Source organism: Stenotrophomonas sp. PFBMAA-4 (genome assembly GCF_030053215.1).
Classification (GTDB): Bacteria; Pseudomonadota; Gammaproteobacteria; order Xanthomonadales; family Xanthomonadaceae; genus Stenotrophomonas.
Map to the genome: position 1 here is coordinate 45,292 of NZ_JASGBW010000028.1, position 22,556 is coordinate 67,847.

General features: G+C 67.2%; 19 protein-coding genes and 1 tRNA gene. 8 read left to right on the forward strand and 12 right to left on the reverse strand.

The genetic code is table 11. From position 1 onward, the window contains the following. Window positions 1–3: 3 nt before the first annotated feature. The 4 genes from QMZ26_RS16330 to QMZ26_RS16345 all read right to left on the reverse strand — a co-directional run bounded on the left by QMZ26_RS16330 (window position 4) and on the right by QMZ26_RS16345 (window position 4,238). Window positions 4–1,152: a hypothetical protein gene (locus QMZ26_RS16330; protein ID WP_283222067.1), complete on the reverse strand. Its 1,149-nt coding sequence runs from the start codon at window positions 1,150–1,152 to the stop codon at window positions 4–6. Between the two features lie 126 nt (window positions 1,153–1,278). Further along, a complete protein-coding gene (locus QMZ26_RS16335) occupies window positions 1,279–1,689 on the reverse strand; it encodes a hypothetical protein (RefSeq protein WP_283222068.1) in 411 nt (136 codons plus the stop codon). A 538-nt stretch (window positions 1,690–2,227) separates the two neighbouring features. Beyond that, window positions 2,228–2,301: transfer RNA gene (locus QMZ26_RS16340), tRNA-Gly, on the reverse strand. A gap of 104 nt (window positions 2,302–2,405) precedes the next feature. Beyond that, complete coding sequence (locus QMZ26_RS16345; RefSeq protein WP_283222069.1) at window positions 2,406–4,238, reverse strand: autotransporter domain-containing protein; 1,833 nt, start codon at window positions 4,236–4,238, stop codon at window positions 2,406–2,408. 207 nt (window positions 4,239–4,445) lie between these two features. Here QMZ26_RS16345 and thiS point away from each other — a divergent pair, with 207 nt between their 5' ends. The 4 genes from thiS (at window position 4,446) to QMZ26_RS16365 (ending at window position 8,183) form a co-directional block, all read left to right on the forward strand. Beyond that, window positions 4,446–4,646: a sulfur carrier protein ThiS gene (gene thiS, locus QMZ26_RS16350; protein WP_108747263.1), complete on the forward strand. Its 201-nt coding sequence runs from the start codon at window positions 4,446–4,448 to the stop codon at window positions 4,644–4,646. Between the two features lie 133 nt (window positions 4,647–4,779). Next, a complete protein-coding gene (locus QMZ26_RS16355; protein ID WP_079222965.1) occupies window positions 4,780–5,574 on the forward strand; it encodes a thiazole synthase in 795 nt (264 codons plus the stop codon). Further along, a complete protein-coding gene (gene trmB, locus QMZ26_RS16360; RefSeq protein WP_200732119.1) occupies window positions 5,574–6,308 on the forward strand; it encodes a tRNA (guanosine(46)-N7)-methyltransferase TrmB in 735 nt (244 codons plus the stop codon). Before QMZ26_RS16355 ends, trmB begins: the two co-directional genes overlap by 1 nt. A 27-nt stretch (window positions 6,309–6,335) precedes the next feature. Beyond that, a complete protein-coding gene (locus QMZ26_RS16365) occupies window positions 6,336–8,183 on the forward strand; it encodes an SLC13 family permease (protein WP_079222967.1) in 1,848 nt (615 codons plus the stop codon). 242 nt (window positions 8,184–8,425) lie between these two features. Here QMZ26_RS16365 and QMZ26_RS16370 read toward each other — a convergent pair whose 3' ends face one another. Continuing rightward, entirely contained in the window at window positions 8,426–8,761 is a 336-nt protein-coding gene (locus tag QMZ26_RS16370) for a Rieske (2Fe-2S) protein (protein ID WP_079222968.1), read from the reverse strand. 179 nt (window positions 8,762–8,940) lie between these two features. Between QMZ26_RS16370 and QMZ26_RS16375 the strand changes: the two genes are divergently transcribed. From QMZ26_RS16375 to QMZ26_RS16390, 4 genes are all read left to right on the forward strand, one after another. Then, window positions 8,941–9,225 (forward strand): hypothetical protein, encoded by a 285-nt coding sequence (locus tag QMZ26_RS16375; protein ID WP_079222969.1) that lies wholly within the window; start codon window positions 8,941–8,943, stop codon window positions 9,223–9,225. Window positions 9,226–9,294: 69 nt separating this feature from the next. Next, window positions 9,295–10,017 (forward strand): fumarylacetoacetate hydrolase family protein, encoded by a 723-nt coding sequence (locus QMZ26_RS16380; RefSeq protein ID WP_283222070.1) that lies wholly within the window; start codon window positions 9,295–9,297, stop codon window positions 10,015–10,017. Window positions 10,018–10,070: 53 nt separating this feature from the next. After that, entirely contained in the window at window positions 10,071–10,475 is a 405-nt protein-coding gene (gene mscL / locus QMZ26_RS16385) for a large-conductance mechanosensitive channel protein MscL (protein WP_108766133.1), read from the forward strand. Window positions 10,476–10,669: 194 nt separating this feature from the next. Next, the gene (locus tag QMZ26_RS16390) at window positions 10,670–12,091 is read left to right on the forward strand and encodes a M28 family peptidase (protein ID WP_283222071.1); all 1,422 of its coding nucleotides are present in this window, start codon (window positions 10,670–10,672) and stop codon (window positions 12,089–12,091) included. A gap of 60 nt (window positions 12,092–12,151) precedes the next feature. Here the strand turns inward: QMZ26_RS16390 and QMZ26_RS16395 are convergent, their stop codons facing one another. The 7 genes from QMZ26_RS16395 to QMZ26_RS16425 all read right to left on the reverse strand — a co-directional run bounded on the left by QMZ26_RS16395 (window position 12,152) and on the right by QMZ26_RS16425 (window position 22,090). Then, on the reverse strand, window positions 12,152–13,603 hold the full coding sequence (locus QMZ26_RS16395) for an alanine/glycine:cation symporter family protein (protein WP_283222072.1): 1,452 nt from the start codon (window positions 13,601–13,603) through the stop codon (window positions 12,152–12,154). 10 nt (window positions 13,604–13,613) lie between these two features. Next, on the reverse strand, window positions 13,614–14,600 hold the full coding sequence (locus tag QMZ26_RS16400) for a hypothetical protein (protein WP_200734250.1): 987 nt from the start codon (window positions 14,598–14,600) through the stop codon (window positions 13,614–13,616). 234 nt (window positions 14,601–14,834) lie between these two features. After that, window positions 14,835–15,668, reverse strand: coding sequence for a TrmH family RNA methyltransferase (locus QMZ26_RS16405; protein WP_200734251.1), 834 nt, complete (start codon window positions 15,666–15,668; stop codon window positions 14,835–14,837). Continuing rightward, complete coding sequence (locus QMZ26_RS16410; RefSeq protein WP_200734252.1) at window positions 15,669–17,180, reverse strand: alanine/glycine:cation symporter family protein; 1,512 nt, start codon at window positions 17,178–17,180, stop codon at window positions 15,669–15,671. A 158-nt stretch (window positions 17,181–17,338) separates the two neighbouring features. Further along, complete coding sequence (locus QMZ26_RS16415) at window positions 17,339–17,869, reverse strand: GNAT family protein (RefSeq protein WP_283222073.1); 531 nt, start codon at window positions 17,867–17,869, stop codon at window positions 17,339–17,341. Next, window positions 17,862–20,987, reverse strand: a complete 3,126-nt coding sequence (locus tag QMZ26_RS16420; protein WP_200734254.1) for an efflux RND transporter permease subunit — start codon at window positions 20,985–20,987, stop codon at window positions 17,862–17,864. The genes QMZ26_RS16415 and QMZ26_RS16420 overlap by 8 nt, the downstream gene beginning before the upstream one ends. Next, complete coding sequence (locus QMZ26_RS16425) at window positions 20,984–22,090, reverse strand: efflux RND transporter periplasmic adaptor subunit (RefSeq protein ID WP_200734255.1); 1,107 nt, start codon at window positions 22,088–22,090, stop codon at window positions 20,984–20,986. Before QMZ26_RS16425 ends, QMZ26_RS16420 begins: the two co-directional genes overlap by 4 nt. Between the last annotated feature and the right edge of the window lie 466 nt (window positions 22,091–22,556).

The following is a 22,556-nucleotide window of genomic DNA, read 5'->3' on the forward strand; positions in this document are numbered from 1 at the left end:
AGATCAGGGAAGGCGCAGCGTGAAGCGTCCGTCGCGGACCCGCAGGGCCAGCCCGGTTTGCCGCCACTCCACGGGCAGTTCCAGTGCCGTGTGCGGCGTGGGGACCTGTTTGATGGCACCGGCCACCCAGTGATCTTCTTGGGCCTGGCCGTGGAGCGTGCCGTCATCGCTCACCTCGATCACGTTGATCCAGACCATGCTCGTGGCCTTGCCACGACCGCCCACGGCCTGGCCGGCGATGGCCTGCCAACGCCCCCGCCAGTAAATGAGCCACACGCTCTGACGGGGACGCAGATCCGCATCCATCACACTGCCCGCTACCACCACGCATCGTCCCGATGGGCTGGCAATCACCGTCTCCAGACCGCACACATGGCGGCCCGTGGCCTCACCGTCGAAGTGAAGCGAGTACGGACAGAGTCGCGTGAACAGGGCCGGATGCGCGGTCGGGCGCAGATCCTCGGGAAGCATGGGGATGGCCTGCAGGACCCGGCCGTCGGGCAGGACGTGGCGAAGCGCCTTCGGCACGCCTGCAGCCAGTGCCGCGTGCCCCTCCGCCAGCCATAGCCCTCGACAGGGATGCAGCTGGATCAGGCGGCAAGGCAGGCTGCGCAGCCACAATGCCGCCGCCACATCGCCATCGGATTGCCGACGGGCACCCAGTTCCTGCGCGAGCACGCTTGGAGCGACGGCCAGCAGATGCACCACCTTGTGCTGCTCGTCGTAGACGATCACCCCCTCGCCCCGGTCGACAGAGCCGGTGGCCAGGCGCAGCGCGCTGCCCGGCAGCGACGTCCATCCACAGCTGGCCTCGTTGCTGCCGAGGATGGCTACCCCTTCGACGATGGCGCCATCGCGCAGCATCTGGACGCGGTAAACAGGCCCGCCCATGCCCACTTCAGCCGATTCCAGCAGCACATCATGAGTGGGGGGACGCTCGGCCAGGCGCCCCGGCAACTGCGAACGCAGCCGTGCGCCGCCGACGGCATCACCGACCAGGTCAAGGCGCTGCAGCACGACGCCCAACGCAATGCACACGGCAAGGCCGACCACCACGCCCAACGGTGACCACCAGGCGACACAGATGGCCACCCATGCCAGCAACGGCAACCATTGGGCAAAGCGACGGAGCGTGCTTCGATCAGCAGTCATCCGGGCATCGCATCGGCATCCGTGCACCATTCAAGCGTTGCAATGGAAAGAGACAATGAAGTGCGCCTTGAGCGGCGAATAAAATCGCCTGACAGCACGTTGAAGCAGGCGTAGCTCGGTAAGCGATCACCTCTTCATCAATCTCGCGTAATCCTCCAGCAATGAATCGGCCGCTGCGGTCAGGACCTCGTCGTTTGACGTATCAGCAGCGAAATCAGAAAGGAGGCGAACGTCTTTTTCGCCGTCTATCCGTCCGCGCGCCAAAACCTTCCTCACCTCGGCCAACTTCTTGTCAATGAAAAACTCGAAGCTGAACCCATAATTGGCAATCAAGTATTCCCTGACCACCCGCTGGGAGTCCGGCACGAGGTCGTTGAGATCCTCGGCAATATCGGCAGCCACCTCGTAGAGATGAGGACTGTGAGCAAATCCCCTGACAGTCTCCCTCCGCAGCTCGATAAGGCGGGGAATGTCGTCAGGGCCAGCGAGGATGGTGATCGCATCCTGGCACCACAACTCGAGTTTGGTCAGGCTCATGATCGATCGCCCCTTGCTGCTTCCGGGATAAGATTACCTGCTCGTGGGGCACCGTTGCGGCACTTATGGTCGACCCTCTGCTGCCCCCGACCACAGGAAGCCAGAGGTCTTCGCCGCAAGCGCAACCGTCTGCCGGACGCTTGACCTGCGGTATTCACGCGCCTGGTTCCGTTCTTCGGCCAATACTGGACGCCATCCCACAACGCCCTGACACAGTCAGTCGTCGCCCGATGCAGGGATATCCCCTACAGACCCCAGCAGGGTGCGGAGTATCTGGCAGCTCTCAATGAGATTGCTGGACCGCGCCTTTGCGCCCCGCAGATCATCCGAACGTATCGTGCGCGATCGCCGGAGGGCAAACCCGGCGCACGGACGATGAAGGGACAATCCAAGCGGGACCGAAGATAAAGAGGAACAAGGAAGCGGGCATAAAGCCCAGACGGGCGCGCAGGAAAAAGCAGCTCTGGCAAGGAGCGCACGCAGCCTTTTTGACTCGGCCCCTTCGCATTCATGCACTTAGGTGTGCAAATGGCCGAACTGGAGCGGGCGAAGGGAATCGAACCCTCGTCAGTAGCTTGGGAAGCTACAGCTCTACCATTGAGCTACGCCCGCATTGCAGGGTGAAAGTCTATGCGGACCGGCCGGTGTTGCGCAATGCCGGCGGCAACGGGGTCAGAGCCCTTTCCGGGTGGAAAGGGATCCGACCCCGCCCTGGATCAGAAGCTGCCGCTGAAGTTGGCGAACAGCGTGGCATCCTGCGCACGCTTCTGCAGGGTGGTGGCACTCAGACCGATGTTGCTCTGCAGGCCGAACAGCTCCATGCGCGCGCCGAAGATGGCGGTTGCATAGTTCTTGTCGAAGTCCATGCCCGGCACGCGGTACATGCCCACGTCCGGCAGGCTCTGCACCCATGCGCTGGCCTGCTTGGTGTCCTCGAACTCGTGGTCGTAGGTCACCTGCACGTACGGCTTGACGCTGCCGCCATCGAAGCGGGCCTGCCAGCCGATGCGGCCGACGGTGGAATCGACGTCCTGCTTGCCATAGCCCAGCGCGGTGGCCAGGGTGTTGGCATCGGCGGTTTCGGTGTAGCCGTCGATCTTCACCTTCTGCCAGATCACCGAGGCGATCGGACCGTGGCGGAAGCCGCCTTCGGTGCCGAACTCGTAACCGGCGTTCAGGGCGGCGGTCAGGTTGCTGCCGTCCGGCGAGCCGCCGTGTTCACGGGTGGCCGGGCCGAGCTGGACCTTGCGGTTCACGTCATAGGACAGCCAGGTGTAGCTGACCTGGCCGTTGACCCAGATTCGGTCGCCGTACCAGCCCGCGAACAGGCCGGCGGTGGTGTCCTTCTGGGTGAAGTCGCCACGGCTGTTGCCGAAGTCGGCGTTCATGCGGCCGAAACCGGCGAAGCCGCCGACGACCATGCCGTCACGTGCCCAGTCGACACCGAACAGGCCGGCCGGGGCCACGCCGTCATACACGTCGGCGTGGTCGTAGCGCTGCATGTCGCCGCGCACGCCGCCCCACCAGGACATGCCATCGGCCGGACGGCCGGCCTGGTGCAGGCTGACCTGGTCGGCGCGCGAACGGCCGATGGTCTGCGCCGAGTGGGTCAGGATCTGCTGCAGGCGCGGGCCTTCCAGGATCGAGATGGCGTACTGGCCCAGCATCTGGTGCGCGGCCGTGGTCGGGTGTACGTCATCGGCGAACAGGTAGGTGCTGGCCGCATCCGGGCGCACATAGGCCAGCGGGCTGCAGGTCAGCGACGAGGCCACCAGGCAGGCGCGGCCGGTGACGTTGCTGAAGCCGTACATGCCCGGGTTGGCGATGATCTCGTGCAGCAGGGTGTAGGTATCGAGCGGGATGAACTCGATGCCGGCCTGCTTCAGGCCACCGTACAGCGCGTTGTTGTAGGCGTTGGACAGGGCGGTGCCCTGTGCGCGCGCCGCGGCGCCACGATCGATGAAGCCCGGGGTGGAACCAATATCAGGCAGGTTGGGCACCAGCACGTACTGCGCACCGGCCTGCTTCAGGCTGGACACGATGCCGATCTGGGTGGTGACCGCCGCGCCGATGACGGCCGGTGCCTGGGCCGGGGCGGTGATCGAGAACAGGTCGTTGGCGCCGCCCCACACGGTATACAGGGCGTTCGGGTCGGCCTTGCCGCCGTTGGCGGCCAGATAGTTGGCCATCTGCGTCTTCAGCGAGGGCACGGCGACGTTGCCGAGCGCCGGCTGGGTCAGGTCGACGCCCACGCGGGCGCCACCGACGGCGTAGTTGTCACCGTTCTGGCCGTTGCCGTTGGGGCTGGCGTTGGTGCCGTAGTAATCGGCCACGAACTGCGCCCATTCCCAGCCCGGGTTGGTGGTGGACTGGCCGGTGACCGGGCGCACATCGGGCGGCAGCAGCGGGCGGAAGTAGCCGCTGTCGGTCAGGCTGTCGCCGAAGAACACGGTGCGGGTGAACGGGGATTCGCCTGCCATGGCCGGCAGCGCGGCGAGCGCGATCGCGGCCGCCATCAGGGAGCGGATCGGGCGTTTGCTGAGCAGCATGTAGAACTCCTGGGGGGAAATGTTGGGGATCCGGCGCACACGTACGCCGGCGCACGGTGAATGGTTTCACCGTGTCGCCGATTGCTCACGCTGCGCCGCCGCATGAATTGTCGCCTGAGACTGCGCTGGCGGGCTGTGCCGGTGATGGCGTGCGACGCACGGAGGCGACGGTTCCGATCATGGCGGGCCATAAGCGACAATGCGCGCATGAACATCCAGCTCAATGGCGAACCCCGCACCCTGCCCGCTTCGGCGACCCTCCTGGACCTGCTCGCCACCGAGCAGCTGCTGCAGCGCCGGGTGGCGGTGGAAGTGAATGGCGAGATCGTCAGCCGCAGCCGCCATGGCGAGCACGTGCTGGCCGAAGGTGACGTGGTGGAGATCGTGCACGCGCTCGGCGGCGGCTGAGGAAAACCCACGCTCCGCGCTCGCCGGGCTTGGCCCGGCGCTACCCTGCGCATCTCTTCCGGTAGCGCCGGTCCATGCCCGGCGGCGTCGAAGTGACGACCCCATCTTCAGGCGGATAAGCGATAATCGCGTCATGAACCTCCCTGTCTCCCCCGATTCGCTGGTGATCGCCGGCAAGACCTATGGCTCGCGGCTGCTGACCGGCACCGGCAAGTTCAAGGACCTGGAAGAAACCCGCCTGGCCACCGAGGCCGCTGGCGCCCAGATCGTCACCGTGGCCATCCGCCGCACGAACATCGGCCAGAACCCTGGCGAACCGAACCTGCTGGACGTGCTGCCGCCGGACCGCTACACCATCCTGCCCAACACCGCCGGCTGCTACACCGCCGAAGACGCCGTGCGCACCTGCCGCCTGGCCCGCGAGCTGCTGGACGGCCACAACCTGACCAAGCTGGAAGTGCTGGGCGACCAGAAGTCGCTGTACCCGGACGTGGTGCAGACCCTCAAGGCTGCCGAGCAGCTGGTCAAGGACGGCTTCGAGGTGATGGTCTACACCTCCGATGACCCGATCCTGGCCAAGCGCCTGGAAGAGATCGGCTGCGCTGCGGTGATGCCGCTGGCCGCGCCGATCGGCTCGGGCCTGGGCATCCAGAACAAGTACAACCTGCTGCAGATCATCGAAGACGCCAAGGTGCCGATCATCGTCGACGCCGGCGTGGGCACCGCCTCCGATGCCGCCATTGCGATGGAGCTGGGCTGCGACGGCGTGCTGATGAACACCGCCATTGCCGGTGCGCGCCATCCCGTGCTGATGGCCAGCGCCATGCGCAAGGCCGTGGAAGCCGGCCGCGAGGCCTTCCTGGCCGGGCGCATTCCGCGCAAGCGCTACGCCAGCGCCTCCTCCCCGGTGGATGGGCTGATCGGCTGATGACCAATCCTTTTGACAGCGCCGGCTCCAAGGCCCCGCCCAAGCCCTTCACCGTGAGCGAGGGCCGCCGCGAGGTGCGCAGCTTCGTGCTGCGCCAGGGCCGCTTCACCCCCGCCCAGCAGCGCGCGTTCGACGAACGCTGGCCGCGCTTCGGCATCGACTACAACGGCCAGCCGCGCGACCTGGATGCCACCTTCGGCCGTCCGGCGCACAAGGTGCTGGAAATCGGCTTCGGCAACGGCGCTGCCCTGCGTTTCGCCGCGCAGCACGATCCGTCGCGCGATTACATCGGCATCGAAGTGCACGCCCCGGGCGTGGGCCGCCTGCTGAATGCGCTGGCCGATGACAACGCCGACCACGTGCGCCTGTACCACCACGATGCGGTGGAAGTGCTGCAGAACGAGATCGCCGATGGTGCGCTGGATGAAGTGCGCATCTACTTCCCGGACCCGTGGCACAAGAAGCGCCACAACAAGCGCCGCCTGCTGCAGCCGGCCTTCGCCGAACTGATCGTGCGCAAGCTGCGCCCGGGTGGCCGCCTGCACTGCGCCACCGACTGGGAAGACTACGCCGAGCAGATGTGGGACGTGCTGGACGCCACCGCTGGCCTGGTCAACCGTGCCGGCCCGCGTGGCAGCGTGCCGCGCCCGGACTGGCGCCCGCAGACGCACTTCGAGACCCGCGGCCAGAAGCTCGGCCACGGCGTCTGGGACCTGCTGTACGACCGCACCTGACCCACGCCCGAGGACGCTGCGCCCCACATGGATACCGCGCTGACGCTGACCAACGACATGAAGCTCGTGCTCGGGCTGGTCGGCTTCACGATGGCGATGTTCCTGTTCGAGCGCATCCGCGCCGACGTGGTCGCGCTGGTGGTGCTGGTGGTGCTGGGCGTCACCGGCCTGATCGCCCCGGAGGAAATCTTCGGTGGCTTCTCGGGTAACGCGGTGATGAGCATCATCGCCACCACCATCCTTGGTGCGGGCCTGGACCGCACCGGGGCGCTGAACCGGCTGGCCGCGTGGCTGCTGCGGCGCGGCCACGGCGTGGAGCAGCGGCTGCTGATGATGACCACGGCCATCGCCGGCCTGAATTCGTCCTTCATGCAGAACCCCTCGGTGATGGCGCTGTACCTGCCGGTCGCCTCGCGGCTGGTCGCGCGCACCGGGCTGACCCTGCAGCGGCTGCTGCTGCCGATCTCGGCAGCGATCGTGATGGGCGGCGCGCTGACCATGGTGGGCAACTCGCCGCTGATCCTGCTGAACGATCTGCTGGCCTCGGCCAACAACAACCTGCCCTCGGGCCTGGCGACCATCGAGCCGCTGCGCATGTTCGCGCCGCTGCCGATCGGCGTGGCCCTGCTGATCGCTTCGCTGCTGTATTTCCGCTACTACGGCGACCGCAAGCTGATCGAAGAGGAAAGCCTGGTCAATGACGGGGTGACCCCGGCACGCACCGAGAGCTATTTCGCCAAGACCTACGGCATCGAAGGCGATGTGTTCGAGCTGGTGGTCACCGCCGAAAGCCCGCTGGTGGGCATGACCCTGGGCGAGGCCGAGACCCTGCATGATGCGCCGCTGCTGCTGGCGCTGAAGACCGGCAACGACACCCGCCTGGCACCGCCGGCGGAGATGCGCATCTGGGTGGGCAGCGTGCTGGGCGCGATGGGCCCGCGCCAGGACGTGCACGATTTCGCGCAGAACCAGTTCCTGCGCATGTCCTCGCGGCTGAAGCACCTGGGCGACCTGTTCAACCCCAGCCGTGCCGGTATTTCCGAGGCGGTGGTGCCGCCGACCTCCAACGTGATCGGCAAGAGCGCGGCCGATCTGCGCCTGCGCAAGGAGCGCGGCATCAGCCTGCTGGCGATCAACCGCGACAAGCAGGTGATCCGCGAGGACGTGCGCGACGTGCAGCTGCGCGCCGGTGACATGCTGGTCTTCCACAGCATCTGGACCGACCTGGCGCAGGCCGCCAAGAGCCGCGACTTCGTGGTGGTGACCGATTACCCGACCGGCGAGCAGCGCCCGCACAAGTTCAAGATCGCGATGGCGATCTTCGCGCTGACCATCCTGATCGCGCTGACCAGCAAGCTGCCGGTGGCGCTGACCCTGATGACCGGCGTGGCCGGCATGCTGCTGACCGGCGTGCTGCGCATGGACGAGGCCTATGCCTCCATCAACTGGAAGACGGTATTCATGATGGCCGGGCTGATTCCGCTCGGCTGGGCAATGGATTCCAGCGGCGCGGCGGCCTGGGTGGCCGGCCACACGATCGACAAGCTGCCGACCGGCATCCCGATCTGGGTGCTGGAGCTTGCGCTGGCACTGCTGACCACGGTGTTCTCGCTGGTGATCAGCCACGTGGGCGCGACGATCGTGATGGTGCCCATCGCGGTGAACCTGGCGCTGGCGGCGGGCGGCAATCCGACTGCGTTCGCGCTGATCGTGGCGTTGTCAGCGTCCAACAACCTGATGACGGCCTCCAACCCGGTGATTTCGATGATCACCGGCCCGGCCAACTACACCCCGCGCGAGATGTGGCGGGTCGGCGGACCGCTGTCGCTGATCTACACGCTGGTGGTGGTGGTGATGATCAACCTGATGTTCTGAGCCCTGCACCTGCGGAAGGTGCGGACCACCACGGGTGTGGTGGGTGCCGACCGTTGGTCGGCACGGGGTCGGATCCCGTTGCTGCGCAACAGCCTCTGGCCCCAATCTGAAATTCGATATCTGACGGGTTCCATCCACGCATGGCGTGGATCTACTGGCCGCGATCGGTCGACCTGGGTCGACAGTAGATCCACGCCATGCGTGGATGCTTCTGCTTCTACCCTGACGCCCCGACGCTGGCCTCAGGCCAGGTAGACCTGGCCGTCGCGGATATCCACCGGCACCGCGCGCAGGCGGTCGCCCTTGCACGGGCCGGCAATGCAGTCGCCGCTGTCCAGCGCGAACGAGGCGCCGTGCGCAGCACACACCAGGTGGCCTTCACGGCTCTTCAGGAACTGGCCGGGAGCCCAGTCAAGACGGCGGCCGGCGTGCGGGCAGATGTTCAGGAATGCGCGCACCTGCGCGCCATCGCGGTACAGCACCAGCGATTCGGCATCGCCTTCGACCACCGCTTCGACCTCGGCAAAGGCCCCGTCGGCAAGGGCATCAAGGGCGATCAGGGCAGCGGCGGCAGTCATGGCGGAAGGCTCTTGCGGAAAACCGGATTGTCGCACGGCCGCTCATATGACTGGCTGCGACATGAACACAAGTCATTGATCCGTAATAAGCAAAGGCTATATTTAACGAGTTTTTCACTCAATGACAGTGGCGCATCCCGATACTCTGGTTTCGCTGATCCCAGCCCTATCGAGCCGCCATGTTTACTCGCGCTTCCGCCTTCAACCAGTTCCGCACCCTGTTCGCGCCGCGCAAGCCGCGCCACCCGCTGGTGCGTGTTGCCGTGGGCCTGCTCGGCCTGGCGATCCTGGCAGCGATGGTGTTCATCGGCGTGTTCGTCGGGGCGGCGATGATCCTGATCGGCCTGGCGTGGAAGCTGCTGGCGTCGCGCAAGCCCAGCGTCACGCGCCGTGCGGCGGATGCCAACGTGGTGGAAGGCGAATACCGCGTGGTGCGCAAATCAGCTTTGCCGATGTCGCGCTGATGCGCTCGCCCGCTGACGTGGGCGCCGCACCGTTCTAGACTGCAGGGGCCTTCCTACTGGAACCCCCGCATGTCCACTGCCGTTGTTTCCGATGTGATCCCTGCCCCCACCGTTCCGCGCGTACCGGTGGTGGGCGGTGGTACCTTCCCGGTCCACCGCATCTACTGCGTCGGCCGCAACTTCGCCGACCATGCGCGTGAGATGGGTGCTGCGGTGCCGGCGGCCGACGATCGCGGCCGCCCGATGTTCTTCTGCAAGCCGGCCGATGCCATCGTGGTCGGCCATGACGATGTAATCCCCTATCCCCCCGCCACCGGCAACCTGCACCACGAAGTGGAGCTGGTGGTGGCGATCGGCGTTGATGCGCCCGCCGGCGAGCTGGCCGTGGCCGATGCCGAGGCGCTGATCTACGGCTACGCCGTGGGCCTGGACCTGACCCGCCGCGACCTGCAGGCCGCCGCCAAGGAAAAGGGCCACCCGTGGGATTCGGCCAAGGGCTTCGATGCCTCCGCACCGATCAGCGAGATCGTGCACGCCGGTGAAGTGGGCGACCTGGCCGCATTGAACCTGTCGCTGGAAGTGAACGGCGAAGTGCGCCAGCAATCGCTGCTCGACCAGATGATCTGGAACGTGCCGGAAATCCTGCATGAGCTGTCCAAGCTGTGGCAGCTGCGCGCCGGCGACCTGGTGTTCATGGGCACCCCGTCGGGCGTGGCCGCATTGAAGCCGGGCGACCGTTTCAGTGCACGACTGGAAAACGTGGCCGAACGCCACGGCGTCATCGCAGGCTGACATCGGCTGCGTTAACCTGCGCTCGAACCCTCGCCCTCAGGAGAAGAACAAGAATGGGAATGCTCACCGAGTTCAAGGAATTCGCGATGCGCGGCAACGTCATCGACCTCGCCGTCGGCGTGGTCATTGGCGCGGCCTTCGGCAAGATCGTCACCGCGCTGGTGGAGAAGATCATCATGCCGCCGCTGGGCATGCTGATCGGCAAGGTGGATTTCTCCGATCTGGCCTGGACGTTGTCGGCCGCCAGCATCGGACCGGATGGCAAGGAGATTCCGGCCGTGGTGATCGGCTACGGTGATTTCCTCAACACGCTGGTGCAGTTCATCATCGTGGCCTTCGCCATCTTCATGGTGATCAAGGTGATCAACCGCCTGTCTCGCAAGAAGGAAGCGGCACCGGCCGCACCGAAGGAAGAAGTGGTGCTGCTGCGCGAGATCCGCGACAGCCTGAAAAAATAAGGACAGCCACCGGTAGCGCCGGGCCATGCCCGGCGAGCGCAGCGGTTGGTCGACGTTCGCCGGGCATGGCCCGGCGCTACCGCTTTGCCGGTCATGGCCGGAAAACAGCGTTCGCCGCCACCGTGACCTCCCGCCCATGCGCGGCACTGAACGACTGTTAAGCTCCAAGGCTGATTCCCTTCCCGGAGCTGTCCATGCGTCGCCGCGTCCTTGCCATCGCATCCTCCCTCGCCCTGCTGGCCGCGCCGGCCTTCGCGGCGCCGCGCACCACCACCCTGCCCCCGGCCTCGCTGGCCACCGCTGCGCAGCTGCGTGACCAGGCACTGGCCGACGACACCGGCTGGAAGGTGGTGGAATCGCTGACCACCGAGATCGGCCCGCGCATCGCCGGCAGCGAAGCCGACGCCCGCGCCGTGGCCTGGGCCGAAGCCAAGTTCAAGGCACTCGGCTTTGACAAGGTGTGGAAAGAGCCTGTGACCTTCCCCAAGTGGGAACGCCGCACTGAACATGCCGCGGTGACCGGCAGGAACCCGCAGCCGCTGCAGATCACCGCCCTGGGCGGCAGCCCCGGCGGCAGCGTCGAGGCCGAGGTGGTGCGGTTTGCCGACCTTGCCGCGCTGCAGGCGGCACCGGAAGGTTCGCTGAAGGGCAAGATCGCCTTCGTCGATTACCAGATGCTGCCGTTCCGCGATGGCCGTGACTACGGCCGTGGCGGCGCGATCCGCAGCAAGGGCCCGTCCGAGGCGATCCGCAAGGGCGCGGTTGGTTTCCTCATGCGCTCGGCCGGTACCGATTCGCACCGCGTGCCGCATACCGGCATCACCCGCTTCGATGATGGCCTGACCCCGGTGCCGTCGGCGGCCCTCTCTGTGCCCGATGCCGACCAGCTGGCCCGCCTGGTGGCGCGTGGCACCACCACCGTGAAGGTGGCGCTGGACTGCGGCTGGGACGGCACTGCGACCTCCTACAACGTGATCGGCGAAATCACCGGGCGTACGCTGCCGAAGGAAGTGGTGGTGATCGGTGGTCACCTCGATTCCTGGGACCTGGGCACCGGCGCAGTGGATGACGGCGCAGGCGTGGGCATCACCATGGCCGCCGGCCACCTGATCGGCCAGCTCAAGCAGGCCCCCAAGCGCACCATCCGCGTGATCGCCTTCGCCAACGAAGAACAGGGCCTGTATGGCGGCAAGGCGTACGCCGAGGCACATGCCAAGGACGTGACGCTGCACCAGCTGGCCGCCGAGAGCGATTTCGGTGCCGGCCGCATCTACGCGTTCAACACCGGCTCGCCGAACCCGGAAGGCTCGCGTGATGCTACCCGGCAGATTGCCGAGGTGATGAAGCCGCTGGGCATCGAGTACATGGCCGACAAGGGTGGCCCGGGCCCGGATGTCGGCCCGCTGGCCGCCAAGGGCGGCGCGTGGGCGTGGCTGGCGCAGGATGGTTCGGATTACTTCCACCTGCACCACACCGCCGACGACACCCTGGACAAGATCGACCCGAAGGCACTGGCGCAGAACGTGGCCGCCTACACCGTGTTCGCCTACCTGGCGGCCGACGCCGATGGCAGTTTCGGCAGCGAAGCCAAGGCCACCACGCCGCCGAACGAGTGACGCGGTGAAGTGATGGGGTCAGAGCCTTCGCATGCGCGAGGGATCTGACCCCGTTTTCGTTTACCCCTGCCAGACCCGTGTGTTGCGCATGCCGATCGCCTGCGGCCTGAACAACGGATCACGCTGCTGCCGCTTCTGCTGTTCGTAATCGCGCAGTGCCGCCAGGGCGGGCCTTTGCAGCAGCAGGATGGCAGTGATGTTCAACCAGCTCATCATGCCCACACCGATATCACCCAGCGCCCAGGCCACCGTTGCGGTATTGACCGCCGAGTAGCCGGTTGCGCCCAGGAACAGCAGCTGGAAACCGGTGACCGTCGCGCGCCCGGGGCGGTCGCGGCACAGGTAGCTGACATTGGTTTCGGCCATGTAGTACAGGGCCAGGATCGTGGTGAACGCGAATGGCAGGATCGCCAGCGCGACGAACGACTTGCCGAAACCCGGCAGCGCCGATTCCACCGCATGCTGCACGAAGCGCGGCCCGGCCTCGACACCCGGCAGGTTGGCGAGCAGCAGGCGCGCCTCGTCGGGCACACCGTTCACGGCCGGATCGTAGACGTTGTACAGCCCGGTCGACAGGATCAGGAACGCGGTTGCGCTGCACACCACCATGGTGTCGATGTAGACCGAGAACGACTGCACCAGGCCCTGCTTGACCGGATGCGAGACTTCCGCCGCTGCGGCCGGATGCGCACCGCTGCCCATGCCCGCCTCGTTGGACAGCACGCCACGACGCACGCCCCACTGGATGGCGGTGCCGATCATCGCGCCGAACGCGGCGTCCACGCCGAACGCACTGCGCAGCACCAGCGCGAGAACCTCGGGAACCCTGTGGACGTTGATGACCATGACCACGGCGGCGACCAGCAGGTAAGCCACGGCCATGATCGGCACCACCCACTCGGCCACGCGGGCGATGCGGCGCACGCCGCCGTACAGCACGGCCGCAAGGACAGCCAGCAGCACCGCCGTGGTGCCCGCCACCGGGATGCCCCAGGCCTCGTTCACCGCGCTGGTGATGGCATTGGACTGGGTGCCGGCCAGCATCGCCCCCGCCAGCACGGTGACCAGCGCAAACAGCACCGCATACCAGCGCTGGCCCAGGCCCTTTTCGATGTAATAGGCCGGGCCGCCCCGGTAATGGCCGCTGGCGTCGCGCTCCTTGTAGATCTGGGCCAGCGTCGATTCGATGAAGGCACTGGAGGCACCGAGGAAGGCCACGATCCACATCCAGAAGATGGCCCCCGGGCCGCCAAAGGCGATGGCCATGGCGACACCGGCGATGTTGCCGACACCGACCCGGCTGGACAGTGACAGCGACAGCGCCTGGAAGGGCGAAACGCCCGCCTCGGAGCGCTCGTGGCGGAACATCAGGCGCAGCATGTCAGGCAGCGCGCGCAGCTGGATGAAGCGCGTGCGCACGCTGAAGTACAGGCCGGCCAGCAGGCAGAGCACGACCAGCCAGGGGCTCCAGATGATGCCCAGCAGGACATTGACGATCGATTCGATGCTCATGGCCGCCCCCTCAGAAGAACACGCCCAGGGCGACCTGGGGGCTGATGATGCGGCCGGTATTGCGCCCGGCCAGGGTGATCTCGACGCCGGCAATCAGCCCCAGCGACGGGCTGAAGTGGTACTCCACCGCTGGCGCCACCGACAGCGAGCGGCTGGCCGGGCGCTGTTCGTCGATACGTCGCCCGCCCCCGTCAGCGGTGGGCATGAAGCCGATCAGGCGCTGGCCGGTCTCGCGGCTGGCGGCAAGTTCCATCACCCCGACCCAGCGGTCGTTGAAGCTGTACTCGCCGGCCACCGACAGGCCCAGCACCGAGCCTCGCGCGATATGGCCCTGGAAGCCCGCTTCGGTGCCGTAGATGCTGGCGCCCGACAGCGCCGTACGCGCCGGCGCCGGCCCGGCCATCAGTTGCCCACGCCAGCGCAGCGGTCGCCCGTTCGGCATCCACACCACCTGCTGCACACCGAGCGCGACGGTGGTGCGCTGCACGCCATCGCCCTGCGCATCCAGGGGGTTGCCGGTGATGCGGTCGTGGCTGCCGGTGCTGAAGCGCTGCGACACCGCCAGCGAAACCGCAGGCCGGGTGCCATCGGCGCTGGGTGCCTGCAGCAGGTACTGCAGGCGGGCGGTGGTATCGCCGGCGCGGAAGCCACCACTGTGCCCGGTGCCGGACTCCGCCCGCGACGCGCTGAGGTTCACCTGGCCCATCAGGCGGTCGCTGAAGCCGTACATCACCGGCATGACCACCGCCCACGCGCCGCTGTCCTGCGCGCTGCGCTGGCGCTCGCCGTCGGCATCGTAGTGGGCGTTGCTGTCGACGCGGACCAGGTAGGGTTCGAGGAACCAGCGGCCCTGCGGCAGGCCCGCGGGATTGGGGGTGATCAACGGCCCCATGAAGTTGACGTTTTCCAGGCTGCGTTCGTTGGCGCAGGCACTGGCACTGGCCAGCGCGCTGGCCAGCAGCAGGGACACGGACAGGGTGCGTTGCAGATGGGACATGACAGCCACTCCGGGGACAACGAGGGATGGAGTTCCACCCTGCGTCGCCGGCGATGGCCGACCTATGAGGAAAGTTTCAAATTTCCAGCGCGCTTTCAGCGCTGTAAAGCATGCTTGGCAATCGACGGGGGTCAGAGCCCTCGCATGCACGAGGAATCCGACCCCGCTCCGCGGTCAACTAGCTGGGGTCGGATCCCTCGCCTGCGGCGAGGGCTCTGACCCCGATCCGGGTGCTCAGCCGCGGCGGCTGGCCCACTGCGCCAGCAGTACCGCCGTCGCCGAGGCGACGTTGAGGCTTTCCACCGCGCCGCTGCCGGGAATCGAGACCTGCTGGTCGCACTGGCTGGCCAGCGCGCGATCCATGCCCTCGCCCTCGGCACCCATCACATACACCAGGCGCGCGGGCAACTCGGCGCGGAACACGTCCTGTCCGCCCTCGACCAGGGTCGCGGCCAGCCCGAAACCCGCCGCACGCAGCGCCGCCATGGCCTCTGCGTCACCGGGCAGCTGCACCAGCGGCAGGGCCTCGGCACCACCTTCGGCCACGCGCGCAGCGGCACCGGACAGCGCCAACGTGCTGCCTGCCGGCAGCAGCAGGGCCTTGGCGCCGAAGTGCGCGGCCGAGCGCAGGATCGCACCCAGGTTGTGCGGGTTGCCCACGCCATCCAGCCACAGCGCCAGCGCCGGGCCATCGCCCACCTGCTGCAGCCACTGCGCCAGCGGCAGCACCGGTGCGCGCACCACGTCAGCCACCACGCCCTCATGGTGGGTGGTGCCGGCCAGCTTGTTCAGGTCGCCGTCTTCCACCACGCGGTACCCCACGCGGTTGGCCACGCACCACTTCAGCAGCGGCTGCAGGCGCGGAATGCGCGCCTCCAGCAGGTACAGCTTGCGCAGCGCCTGCGGGCGCGCTTCGAAGGCGGCCAGCACGGCGTTCAGGCCGAACAGGCGCAGCTCATCGTTGCCGCCACGGCCGCCACCACCCGTGGCCGGCACCTCCGGACGCGGCAACGGCGTTGCGCGCGGCGGACGGGCGGACGGGCGGCGGTTGTTCCAGGGGTTGTTCACTTACACATTCTCCTGCTTGCGCTGGCGCCAGAAGTCGGCGTTCTTGATGCCCAGGGCATCCGGGTCGAACGTCGGATCCAGGCCCAGCTTCTTCTGTCGTTCGTAGTCACGCAGGGCCAGCATGGCCGGCTTCTGCACGATGAGGATGGCGATGATGTTCAGCCAGGCCATCAGGCCCACGCCGATGTCACCCAGTGCCCAGGCCAGGGTCGCATTATGGAACGCGCCGAACACGACCATGGCGATGATGCCCAGGCGCAGCACCAGCACGGTCAGCGGGCGCTTCCTGTTGTGGTTGACGTAGGTCAGGTTGGTTTCGGCCATGTAGTAATAGGCCATGATGGTGGTGAAGGCGAAGAAGAAGATGGCGATCGAGACGAACGCCGCGCCCCAGCCCGGCAGCACCGCTTCCACGCCGGCCTGCGCATAGCCGGCGCCTTCCGGAATACCGGCCAGGCCCTGGAAGATCGGCGGCGCGTTGGCGCCTGCAGGCGAGTACACGTTGTAGGTGCCGCTGGCCAGGATCAGGAACGCGGTGGCGGTGCACACCATCATGGTGTCGAAGTAGATGGCGAAGGCCTGCACGTAGCCCTGCTTGGCCGGGTGCGAAACCTCGGAGGCCGCGGCGGCGTGCGGGCCCGAGCCCTGGCCGGCTTCATTGGCGTAGATGCCGCGCTTGATGCCCCACTCCACCGCCAGGCCCATCATCGCGCCAAACGCCGCGTGGGTACCGAAGGCGCTGTCGAAGATGATGCCGAACATTTCCGGCACGCGGTCGTAGTTGATGACCATGATGACGATGGCCATCAGGATGAAGGCGGCGGCCATGAACGGCACCACCACTTCGGCGAAGTTGGCGATGCGCTTGACGCCACCGAAGATGACCACGCCCAGCAGCAGCGCCACGGCGATGCCGATGCCCAGCTTCAGCGCTTCGACCGAACTCATGCCCAGCATCTGGCCATCCAGCGGGCCGCACACGGCGGTGCCACGGCAGGCGTTGATGACGCTGTCAGCGATGGCGTTGGCCTGCACGCCCGGCATCAGGAAACCGGCGGCGATGATCGTGGCGATGGCGAAGGCCAGCGCATACCACTTCAGGCCCATGGCCTTTTCGATGTAGTACGCCGGGCCACCGCGGTAGCGGCCCTCGGCATCCTTGGTCTTGTAGATCTGCGCCAGGGTGCATTCCACGTACGAGGTGGACGCGCCGAGGAAGCCCATCACCCACATCCAGAAGATGGCACCCGGGCCGCCGAAGGCGATGGCGGTGGCCACGCCGGCGATGTTGCCGATGCCCATGCGGCCGGCCATCGACATGGCCAGGGCCTGGAAGGAGGACACGCCCGCCTCGGACTTCTCGCCCTGCACGGTCAGGCGGCACATCTCGAAGAAACCGCGGATCTGCATGAAGCGGGTGCGCAGGCTGAAATACAGGCCGGCGCCCAGGCACACCACGATGAGGGCCTTGCTCCAGATGATGCTGTTGATGAAATGTACGGTTGCTTCCACGCGCGCTCTCTCCAGTCGGCGGGTTGTAAGGACGTCCCGTCGGCTGGAAGGGACCGGACCGATTCTCCCTGATCGAAGGTCGCTGCGATAGCGCTGTTTTGTAGAGCCGAGCCCATGCTCGGCTCGGGTCCCGACGGCAGCCGAGCATGGGCTCGGCTCTACAGGTCCCTGCGTACCCGGGCGAAACGGCGCAGGTCGTGCAGGACGCCGCGCTTGTAGACGGCGCAGCGGGCCGTGCCCTCTTCGGCAAAGCCATTTGCCAGCAGCACGCGGGCCGAGCCCTCGTTGAAATCCAACACCTCGGCCTGCAGCCTGAACAGGCGCAGCTCGTCCATCACCCACGGCGCGAACAGGCCCACCACCCGGGTCATCACGCCCTGCCCCCACAACGCCCGGCCCAGCCAGTACCCGAGTTCAGCGGTGTGCCCGCGCTCGGCCGTGCCGGGTTGTGCGCCGACGCTGCCGCAGGCCAGGCCGTCGATCTCGATGGCCAGGTTGAGGGTGCCGGGGCCAAGCACGTGGCCGGCCAGGAAGGCCTCGCCGTCCGCACGCGTGTAGGGGCTCGGGAAGCGGTCGCGCAGGCCGCGCGAGACCTCCGGATCGTCGGCATGGCGCAGCAGCGACGCCAGGTCGTCGCTGCGCCAGGGGCGCAGGCAGAAGCCTTCGCCCTGCAGCCGAGGCTCAGGCATGACCGCCCACCGAAGGCGATTCGGCTTCCTGCTTCTCCAGTTCGCGCTTCACCGCTTCGGGCGAACGGGTGTACGGGGCCAGGCGCGCATAGAACGCCGGCACCACGAACAGCGACAGGAAGGTGGACAGGGTGACGCCGAAGATGATCACGACGCCGATGGTGCCACGGCTGGCCGAACCTGGGCCACCGGCCACCACCAGCGGGATGGCGCCGACCACGGTGGCGATCGAGGTCATCAGGATCGGTCGCAGGCGCACCACGGCCGATTCGATGATGGCCGCGCGCACGGTACGCCCGTCATCGCGCAGCTGGTTGGCGAACTCGACGATCAGGATGCCGTTCTTGGCGGCCAGGCCCACCAGCATCACGATGCCGATCTGGCTGAACAGGTTCACCGTACCGCCACTGACCCATAGCCCGACCAGCGCGCCGAGCACGCCCAGCGGCACGGTCAGCATGATGGTGAGCGGGTGGATGAAGCTCTCGAACTGCGCGGCCAGCACCAGGTACACCACCAGCAGGGCCATGGCGAAGGTCAGCAGCACAGCGCCACCGGCGCTCTGGTATTCGCGCGACTCGCCCTTCCAGTTGATCTGCGCGTACTGCGGCAGCTCCTCGCGGGTGACCTGCTGTGCCCAGGCGATGGCCTCGCCCAGCGGGTAGCCGGGGGCCAGGCCGGCGCTGATGGTGATCGAGCGCAGGCGGTTGAAGCGGTTCAGGGTGCCGGCCTCGGCCACTTCGCTGAGGGTGACCAGGTTGGACAGCGGCACCAGTTCGCCGGAGTTGGCACGCACGCGGATGGCGGCGAGGTCGGCCGGGCTGGCGCGGCCATCACGACCGGCCTGCACCAGCACGTCGTACTCCTCGCCGTTGTCGACGAAGGTGGTGACGCGGCGCGAGCCCATCATGGTTTCCAGTGCCGAGCCAATCGCGGTGACCGGCACGCCGAGGTCGGCCGCACGCTGGCGGTCGATGTTCACCCGCATCTGCGGACGGGTTTCCTTGTAGTCCGAATCGGGGCCGACCAAGCCTGGGTTGTCGGCCATGCGCAGCAGGATGCGGTCACGCCACTGCGCGATCTCGGCATATTCCGGGCCACCCAGCACGATCTGGAACGGCTGGCCGCCACTGCGCACCAGGCCACCACCGACCTGCGTACGCACGCGCACGCCACGCAGGGTGTCCAGCTCCTTCTGCAGGTCGTTGGCCACGTCCACGGTGTTCTCGGTGCGCTGGCGCCACGGCTGCAGGAACACGCTGACGCGGCCGGTGTGCATTTCCTCGCTGGCACCGAAGCCGCCGGGCACGCGCGGGTTGGCGCGGGCGATGGTCTTGTCGGCGCCCACGTGCGGCGCCAGCAGTGCTTCGACCTGTTGCACCTGCTGCACGGTGTAGTCATAGCCGGCGCCTTCAGGGCCGTCGATCATGATCTGGAAGGAGCCACGGTCTTCGGCCGGGGCCAGCTCGGACGGCAGGATCTTCAGCAGGCCCCAGCTGGCAGCCAGTGCCAGCGCCATCACCACCAGGTAGATCCACAGGCGGTCGACGTGGTGGTCGAGCACGCGGCCGTAACCCGACGCCAGGCGCTCCAGGTTGCGGTTGATGACGCCATACAGGCCGCGCGGCGCGTGCCCGCTGTGCGGCTTGAGCAGCTTGGAGGCCATCATCGGCGTCAGCGTCAGCGCGACGAACGCCGACAGGGCCACTGCGGCGGCCAGCGCCACCGCCAGCTCGCGGAACAGGCGGCCGGTGTTGCCTTCGAGGAAACCGACCGGCAGGAACACCGCCACCAGCACGGCGGTCGTGGCGATGACCGCGAAAGCGACCTGGGTGGTGCCTCGCTTGGAGGCGACCAGCGGCGGTTCGCCAAGGTCGATGCGGCGCTGCACGTTCTCCACCACCACGATCGCATCGTCCACCACCAGGCCGATGCACAGCACCAGCGCCAGCAGGGTCAGCAGGTTGATCGAGAAGCCGAAGGCGTACAGCGCGATGAAGGCCGCGACCAGGCAGACCGGCACGGTCACCGCGGGAATCAGCGCGGCGCGGAAGCTGCCCAGGAACAGCCAGATGACCGCCAGCACCAGCAGCATCGCTTCGATCAGGGTCGCGTAGACGCGATCGACGGCCGCCTCGATGAAGGTGGTGTTGTCGAAGGTGACGACGATCTGCGTGCCCTCGGGCAGCGTCGCGGCAACTTTCTCGGCTTCCGCGCGCGCGGCACGGGCCACGTCCAGCGAGTTGGCCGTGGAGGTCTTGACGATGCCCAGGCCGACGCCGGGTTCACCGTTGCTGCGGAAGTACGCGCGGCGTTCGGCCGAGGCCAGCTCGATCCTGGCAACATCGCCCATGCGCACCACGTAACCATCGCTGCCCTTGCCCAGCGGGATGGTGGCGAAATCCTCGGGCTTCACGTAGTTGCGCTCGACGCGCAGGGTGAAGTCGCGGTCGGTCGACTCGATGCGGCCGGCCGGCAGCTCCACATTCTCGTTGCGCAGCGCGGTTTCCACATCGCCGGTAGTCAGGCCGCGGGCGGCCAGCTGGTCGCGGTCCAGCCAGATGCGCATGGCATAGCGCTGGCGGCCACCGATGCGGACCTGGGCCACGCCATCGAGGCTGGAGAAGCGGTCGACCACGTAGCGGTCGGCGTAGTCGCTCAGTTCAAGCGTGTCCATCGTGGTGGAGGACATGTTGAACCAGATGATCGGGTCGGCATCACTCTCGACCTTGGCGATTTCCGGCGGGCGCGCCTCTTCGGGCATGCGGTCGGCCACGCGGCTGACCGCATCGCGCACATCGTTGGCGGCCGCTTCGATATCGCGGTTGGAGGTGAATTCGATGCTGACCTGCGAGCGGCCATTGCTGCTGCGCGCGTTGATCGTATCGATGCCTTCGATGCCGGCCAGCGCATCTTCCAGCACCTGGGTCACGCGGCTTTCGATGACCGCCGCCGAAGCACCGGTGTAATCCACCGACACCGAGACGATGGGCGGATCGATGGCCGGCAGCTCGCGCAGGGTCAGGCGGGTGAAGGACATGATGCCCAGCACCACCAGCAGCAGGCTCATCACCACGGCAAACACCGGCCGCTGGATGGAAATATCCGACAGCTTCATCCGCCGTTGCCCTCGGCCGGTGCCGCTGCCGGCGTCTTGGCCGGTGCGGTGCCGCTGGCCGGCGCGGCGTCGGTCGCCGCCACCTTCAGGCCGGCGCGCAGCTTGCCGGTGCCATCGACGACGATGCGCTCGCCGCCCTGTAGGCCCTGGCGGATCTCGACCACGCCGGCACGACGCGCACCCGTGATCACGTCAATGCGCTCGACCGTGTCGTCGGCCTTGATGCGGTACATGAAGGTATCGCGGCCGACCTGCACCACGGCGATTTCCGGTACCACCAGCGCCGGGCGCTCGGGGCGGAACAGGCGCACGTCCAGCAGCATGCCCGGACGCAGCGCGTGATCGGCGTTGGCGAAGTCGGCGCGCACGGTCACCGCGCGGGTGGCCGGATCGACGCGCGCATCGATGGTGGTCACTTCGCCTTCGAAGGTACGGCCCGGCCAGGCGACGCTGGTCGCACTGACCTTGTCGCCGTTGGACAGCGCGGCCATTTCCACTTCCGGCACCTGGAAATCGACGTGCATGCGTTCGATGTCATCCAGGGTGGCGATGACGGTGGTCGGGGTCAGCAGAGTGCCCGGGCTGACCTGGCGGATGCCGAGTACGCCGGCGAACGGCGCACGCACGCGGCGGTCGCCGATGTCCGCCTGCATCTGCGCCACGCGTGCTTCGGCGGCGTCGCGGATCGACTTCTGGGTATCGAGGGTGGCGCTGGAGACCAGGCGCTGGGTCGCCAGTTCGCGCTGGCGCTTGTAGAGCTGGTCGGCTTCATGGAAGGTCGCCTGCGCCTGCACCAGTGCCGCCTCCTGGGCCTGCCCGCGCAGGGTCACGATGGGCGCACCGGCAGCGACCTGCTGGCCGCTTTCGAAGTGCACGCGGTCGACGATCTCGCTGACCTTGGCGGTAACGCTGATGGATTCACGTGCCTTGGCCGTCCCCAGCGCCTGCAGCGTGTCGTTCCACTGCGAGGGCTGCACGACCTGGGCGGTGACCGGCACCGCTTCGCCCTGCCGACGCGCGGCGGCCTCCTGTTTGCCTGCGCACCCGGCCAGGACGGCCAGGCTGAGGCCAAGGGCCAGGGTCGAAGTGATACGAGCCAACATGAAAGGTCCTGGTTGATGCACGGCCGCCGAGTGTAGGCAAGGGGCTGCGAAAGCGATATGTGCCAAGCGTTTACTGGCGTGGAACAGGCCCTGCGGTGGCGCCGTGAACCCGTTCCATGCAAGGCTCGCCGGGGCAGTGTCGGCGTATGTCGGGATGTATCCAGCCGCACTTTGTCGTGCGTTGTCATCGTACAGTCGAGGCTGCTTGGCAGAGGGCGCCAGGCGGGGGTCGGCCCTGGCGGGGTCCGGCCCTGTTTTTTTTGTCCCGGCAGGGCTTGCAGCGCTGCACCCGCGGTAGTGCCGGCCGCTGGCCGGCAACCTCAACGTCAAAAGCCTGCATTCCGTGGGTTGGCAGGGTGGGTCCGGTTGAGGGGGACGCCGTAAACCCGTCCATGAAGTGACCCCCGGGAGTTGGACACCTGATCCGACCCCGAGGGTTACATGAATAGATATGAGGTTTGTTTCA

Coding starts and splice junctions, on each gene's coding strand:
- QMZ26_RS16330 (WP_283222067.1), bottom strand. CDS start 1,152: ATGACTGCTGATCGAAGCACGCTCCGTCGCTTTGCCCAATGGTTGCCG.
- QMZ26_RS16335 (WP_283222068.1), bottom strand. CDS start 1,689: ATGAGCCTGACCAAACTCGAGTTGTGGTGCCAGGATGCGATCACCATC.
- QMZ26_RS16345 (WP_283222069.1), bottom strand. CDS start 4,238: ATGCTGCTCAGCAAACGCCCGATCCGCTCCCTGATGGCGGCCGCGATC.
- thiS (WP_108747263.1), top strand. CDS start 4,446: ATGAACATCCAGCTCAATGGCGAACCCCGCACCCTGCCCGCTTCGGCG.
- QMZ26_RS16355 (WP_079222965.1), top strand. CDS start 4,780: ATGAACCTCCCTGTCTCCCCCGATTCGCTGGTGATCGCCGGCAAGACC.
- trmB (WP_200732119.1), top strand. CDS start 5,574: ATGACCAATCCTTTTGACAGCGCCGGCTCCAAGGCCCCGCCCAAGCCC.
- QMZ26_RS16365 (WP_079222967.1), top strand. CDS start 6,336: ATGGATACCGCGCTGACGCTGACCAACGACATGAAGCTCGTGCTCGGG.
- QMZ26_RS16370 (WP_079222968.1), bottom strand. CDS start 8,761: ATGACTGCCGCCGCTGCCCTGATCGCCCTTGATGCCCTTGCCGACGGG.
- QMZ26_RS16375 (WP_079222969.1), top strand. CDS start 8,941: ATGTTTACTCGCGCTTCCGCCTTCAACCAGTTCCGCACCCTGTTCGCG.
- QMZ26_RS16380 (WP_283222070.1), top strand. CDS start 9,295: ATGTCCACTGCCGTTGTTTCCGATGTGATCCCTGCCCCCACCGTTCCG.
- mscL (WP_108766133.1), top strand. CDS start 10,071: ATGGGAATGCTCACCGAGTTCAAGGAATTCGCGATGCGCGGCAACGTC.
- QMZ26_RS16390 (WP_283222071.1), top strand. CDS start 10,670: ATGCGTCGCCGCGTCCTTGCCATCGCATCCTCCCTCGCCCTGCTGGCC.
- QMZ26_RS16395 (WP_283222072.1), bottom strand. CDS start 13,603: ATGAGCATCGAATCGATCGTCAATGTCCTGCTGGGCATCATCTGGAGC.
- QMZ26_RS16400 (WP_200734250.1), bottom strand. CDS start 14,600: ATGTCCCATCTGCAACGCACCCTGTCCGTGTCCCTGCTGCTGGCCAGC.
- QMZ26_RS16415 (WP_283222073.1), bottom strand. CDS start 17,869: ATGCCTGAGCCTCGGCTGCAGGGCGAAGGCTTCTGCCTGCGCCCCTGG.
- QMZ26_RS16420 (WP_200734254.1), bottom strand. CDS start 20,987: ATGAAGCTGTCGGATATTTCCATCCAGCGGCCGGTGTTTGCCGTGGTG.
- QMZ26_RS16425 (WP_200734255.1), bottom strand. CDS start 22,090: ATGTTGGCTCGTATCACTTCGACCCTGGCCCTTGGCCTCAGCCTGGCC.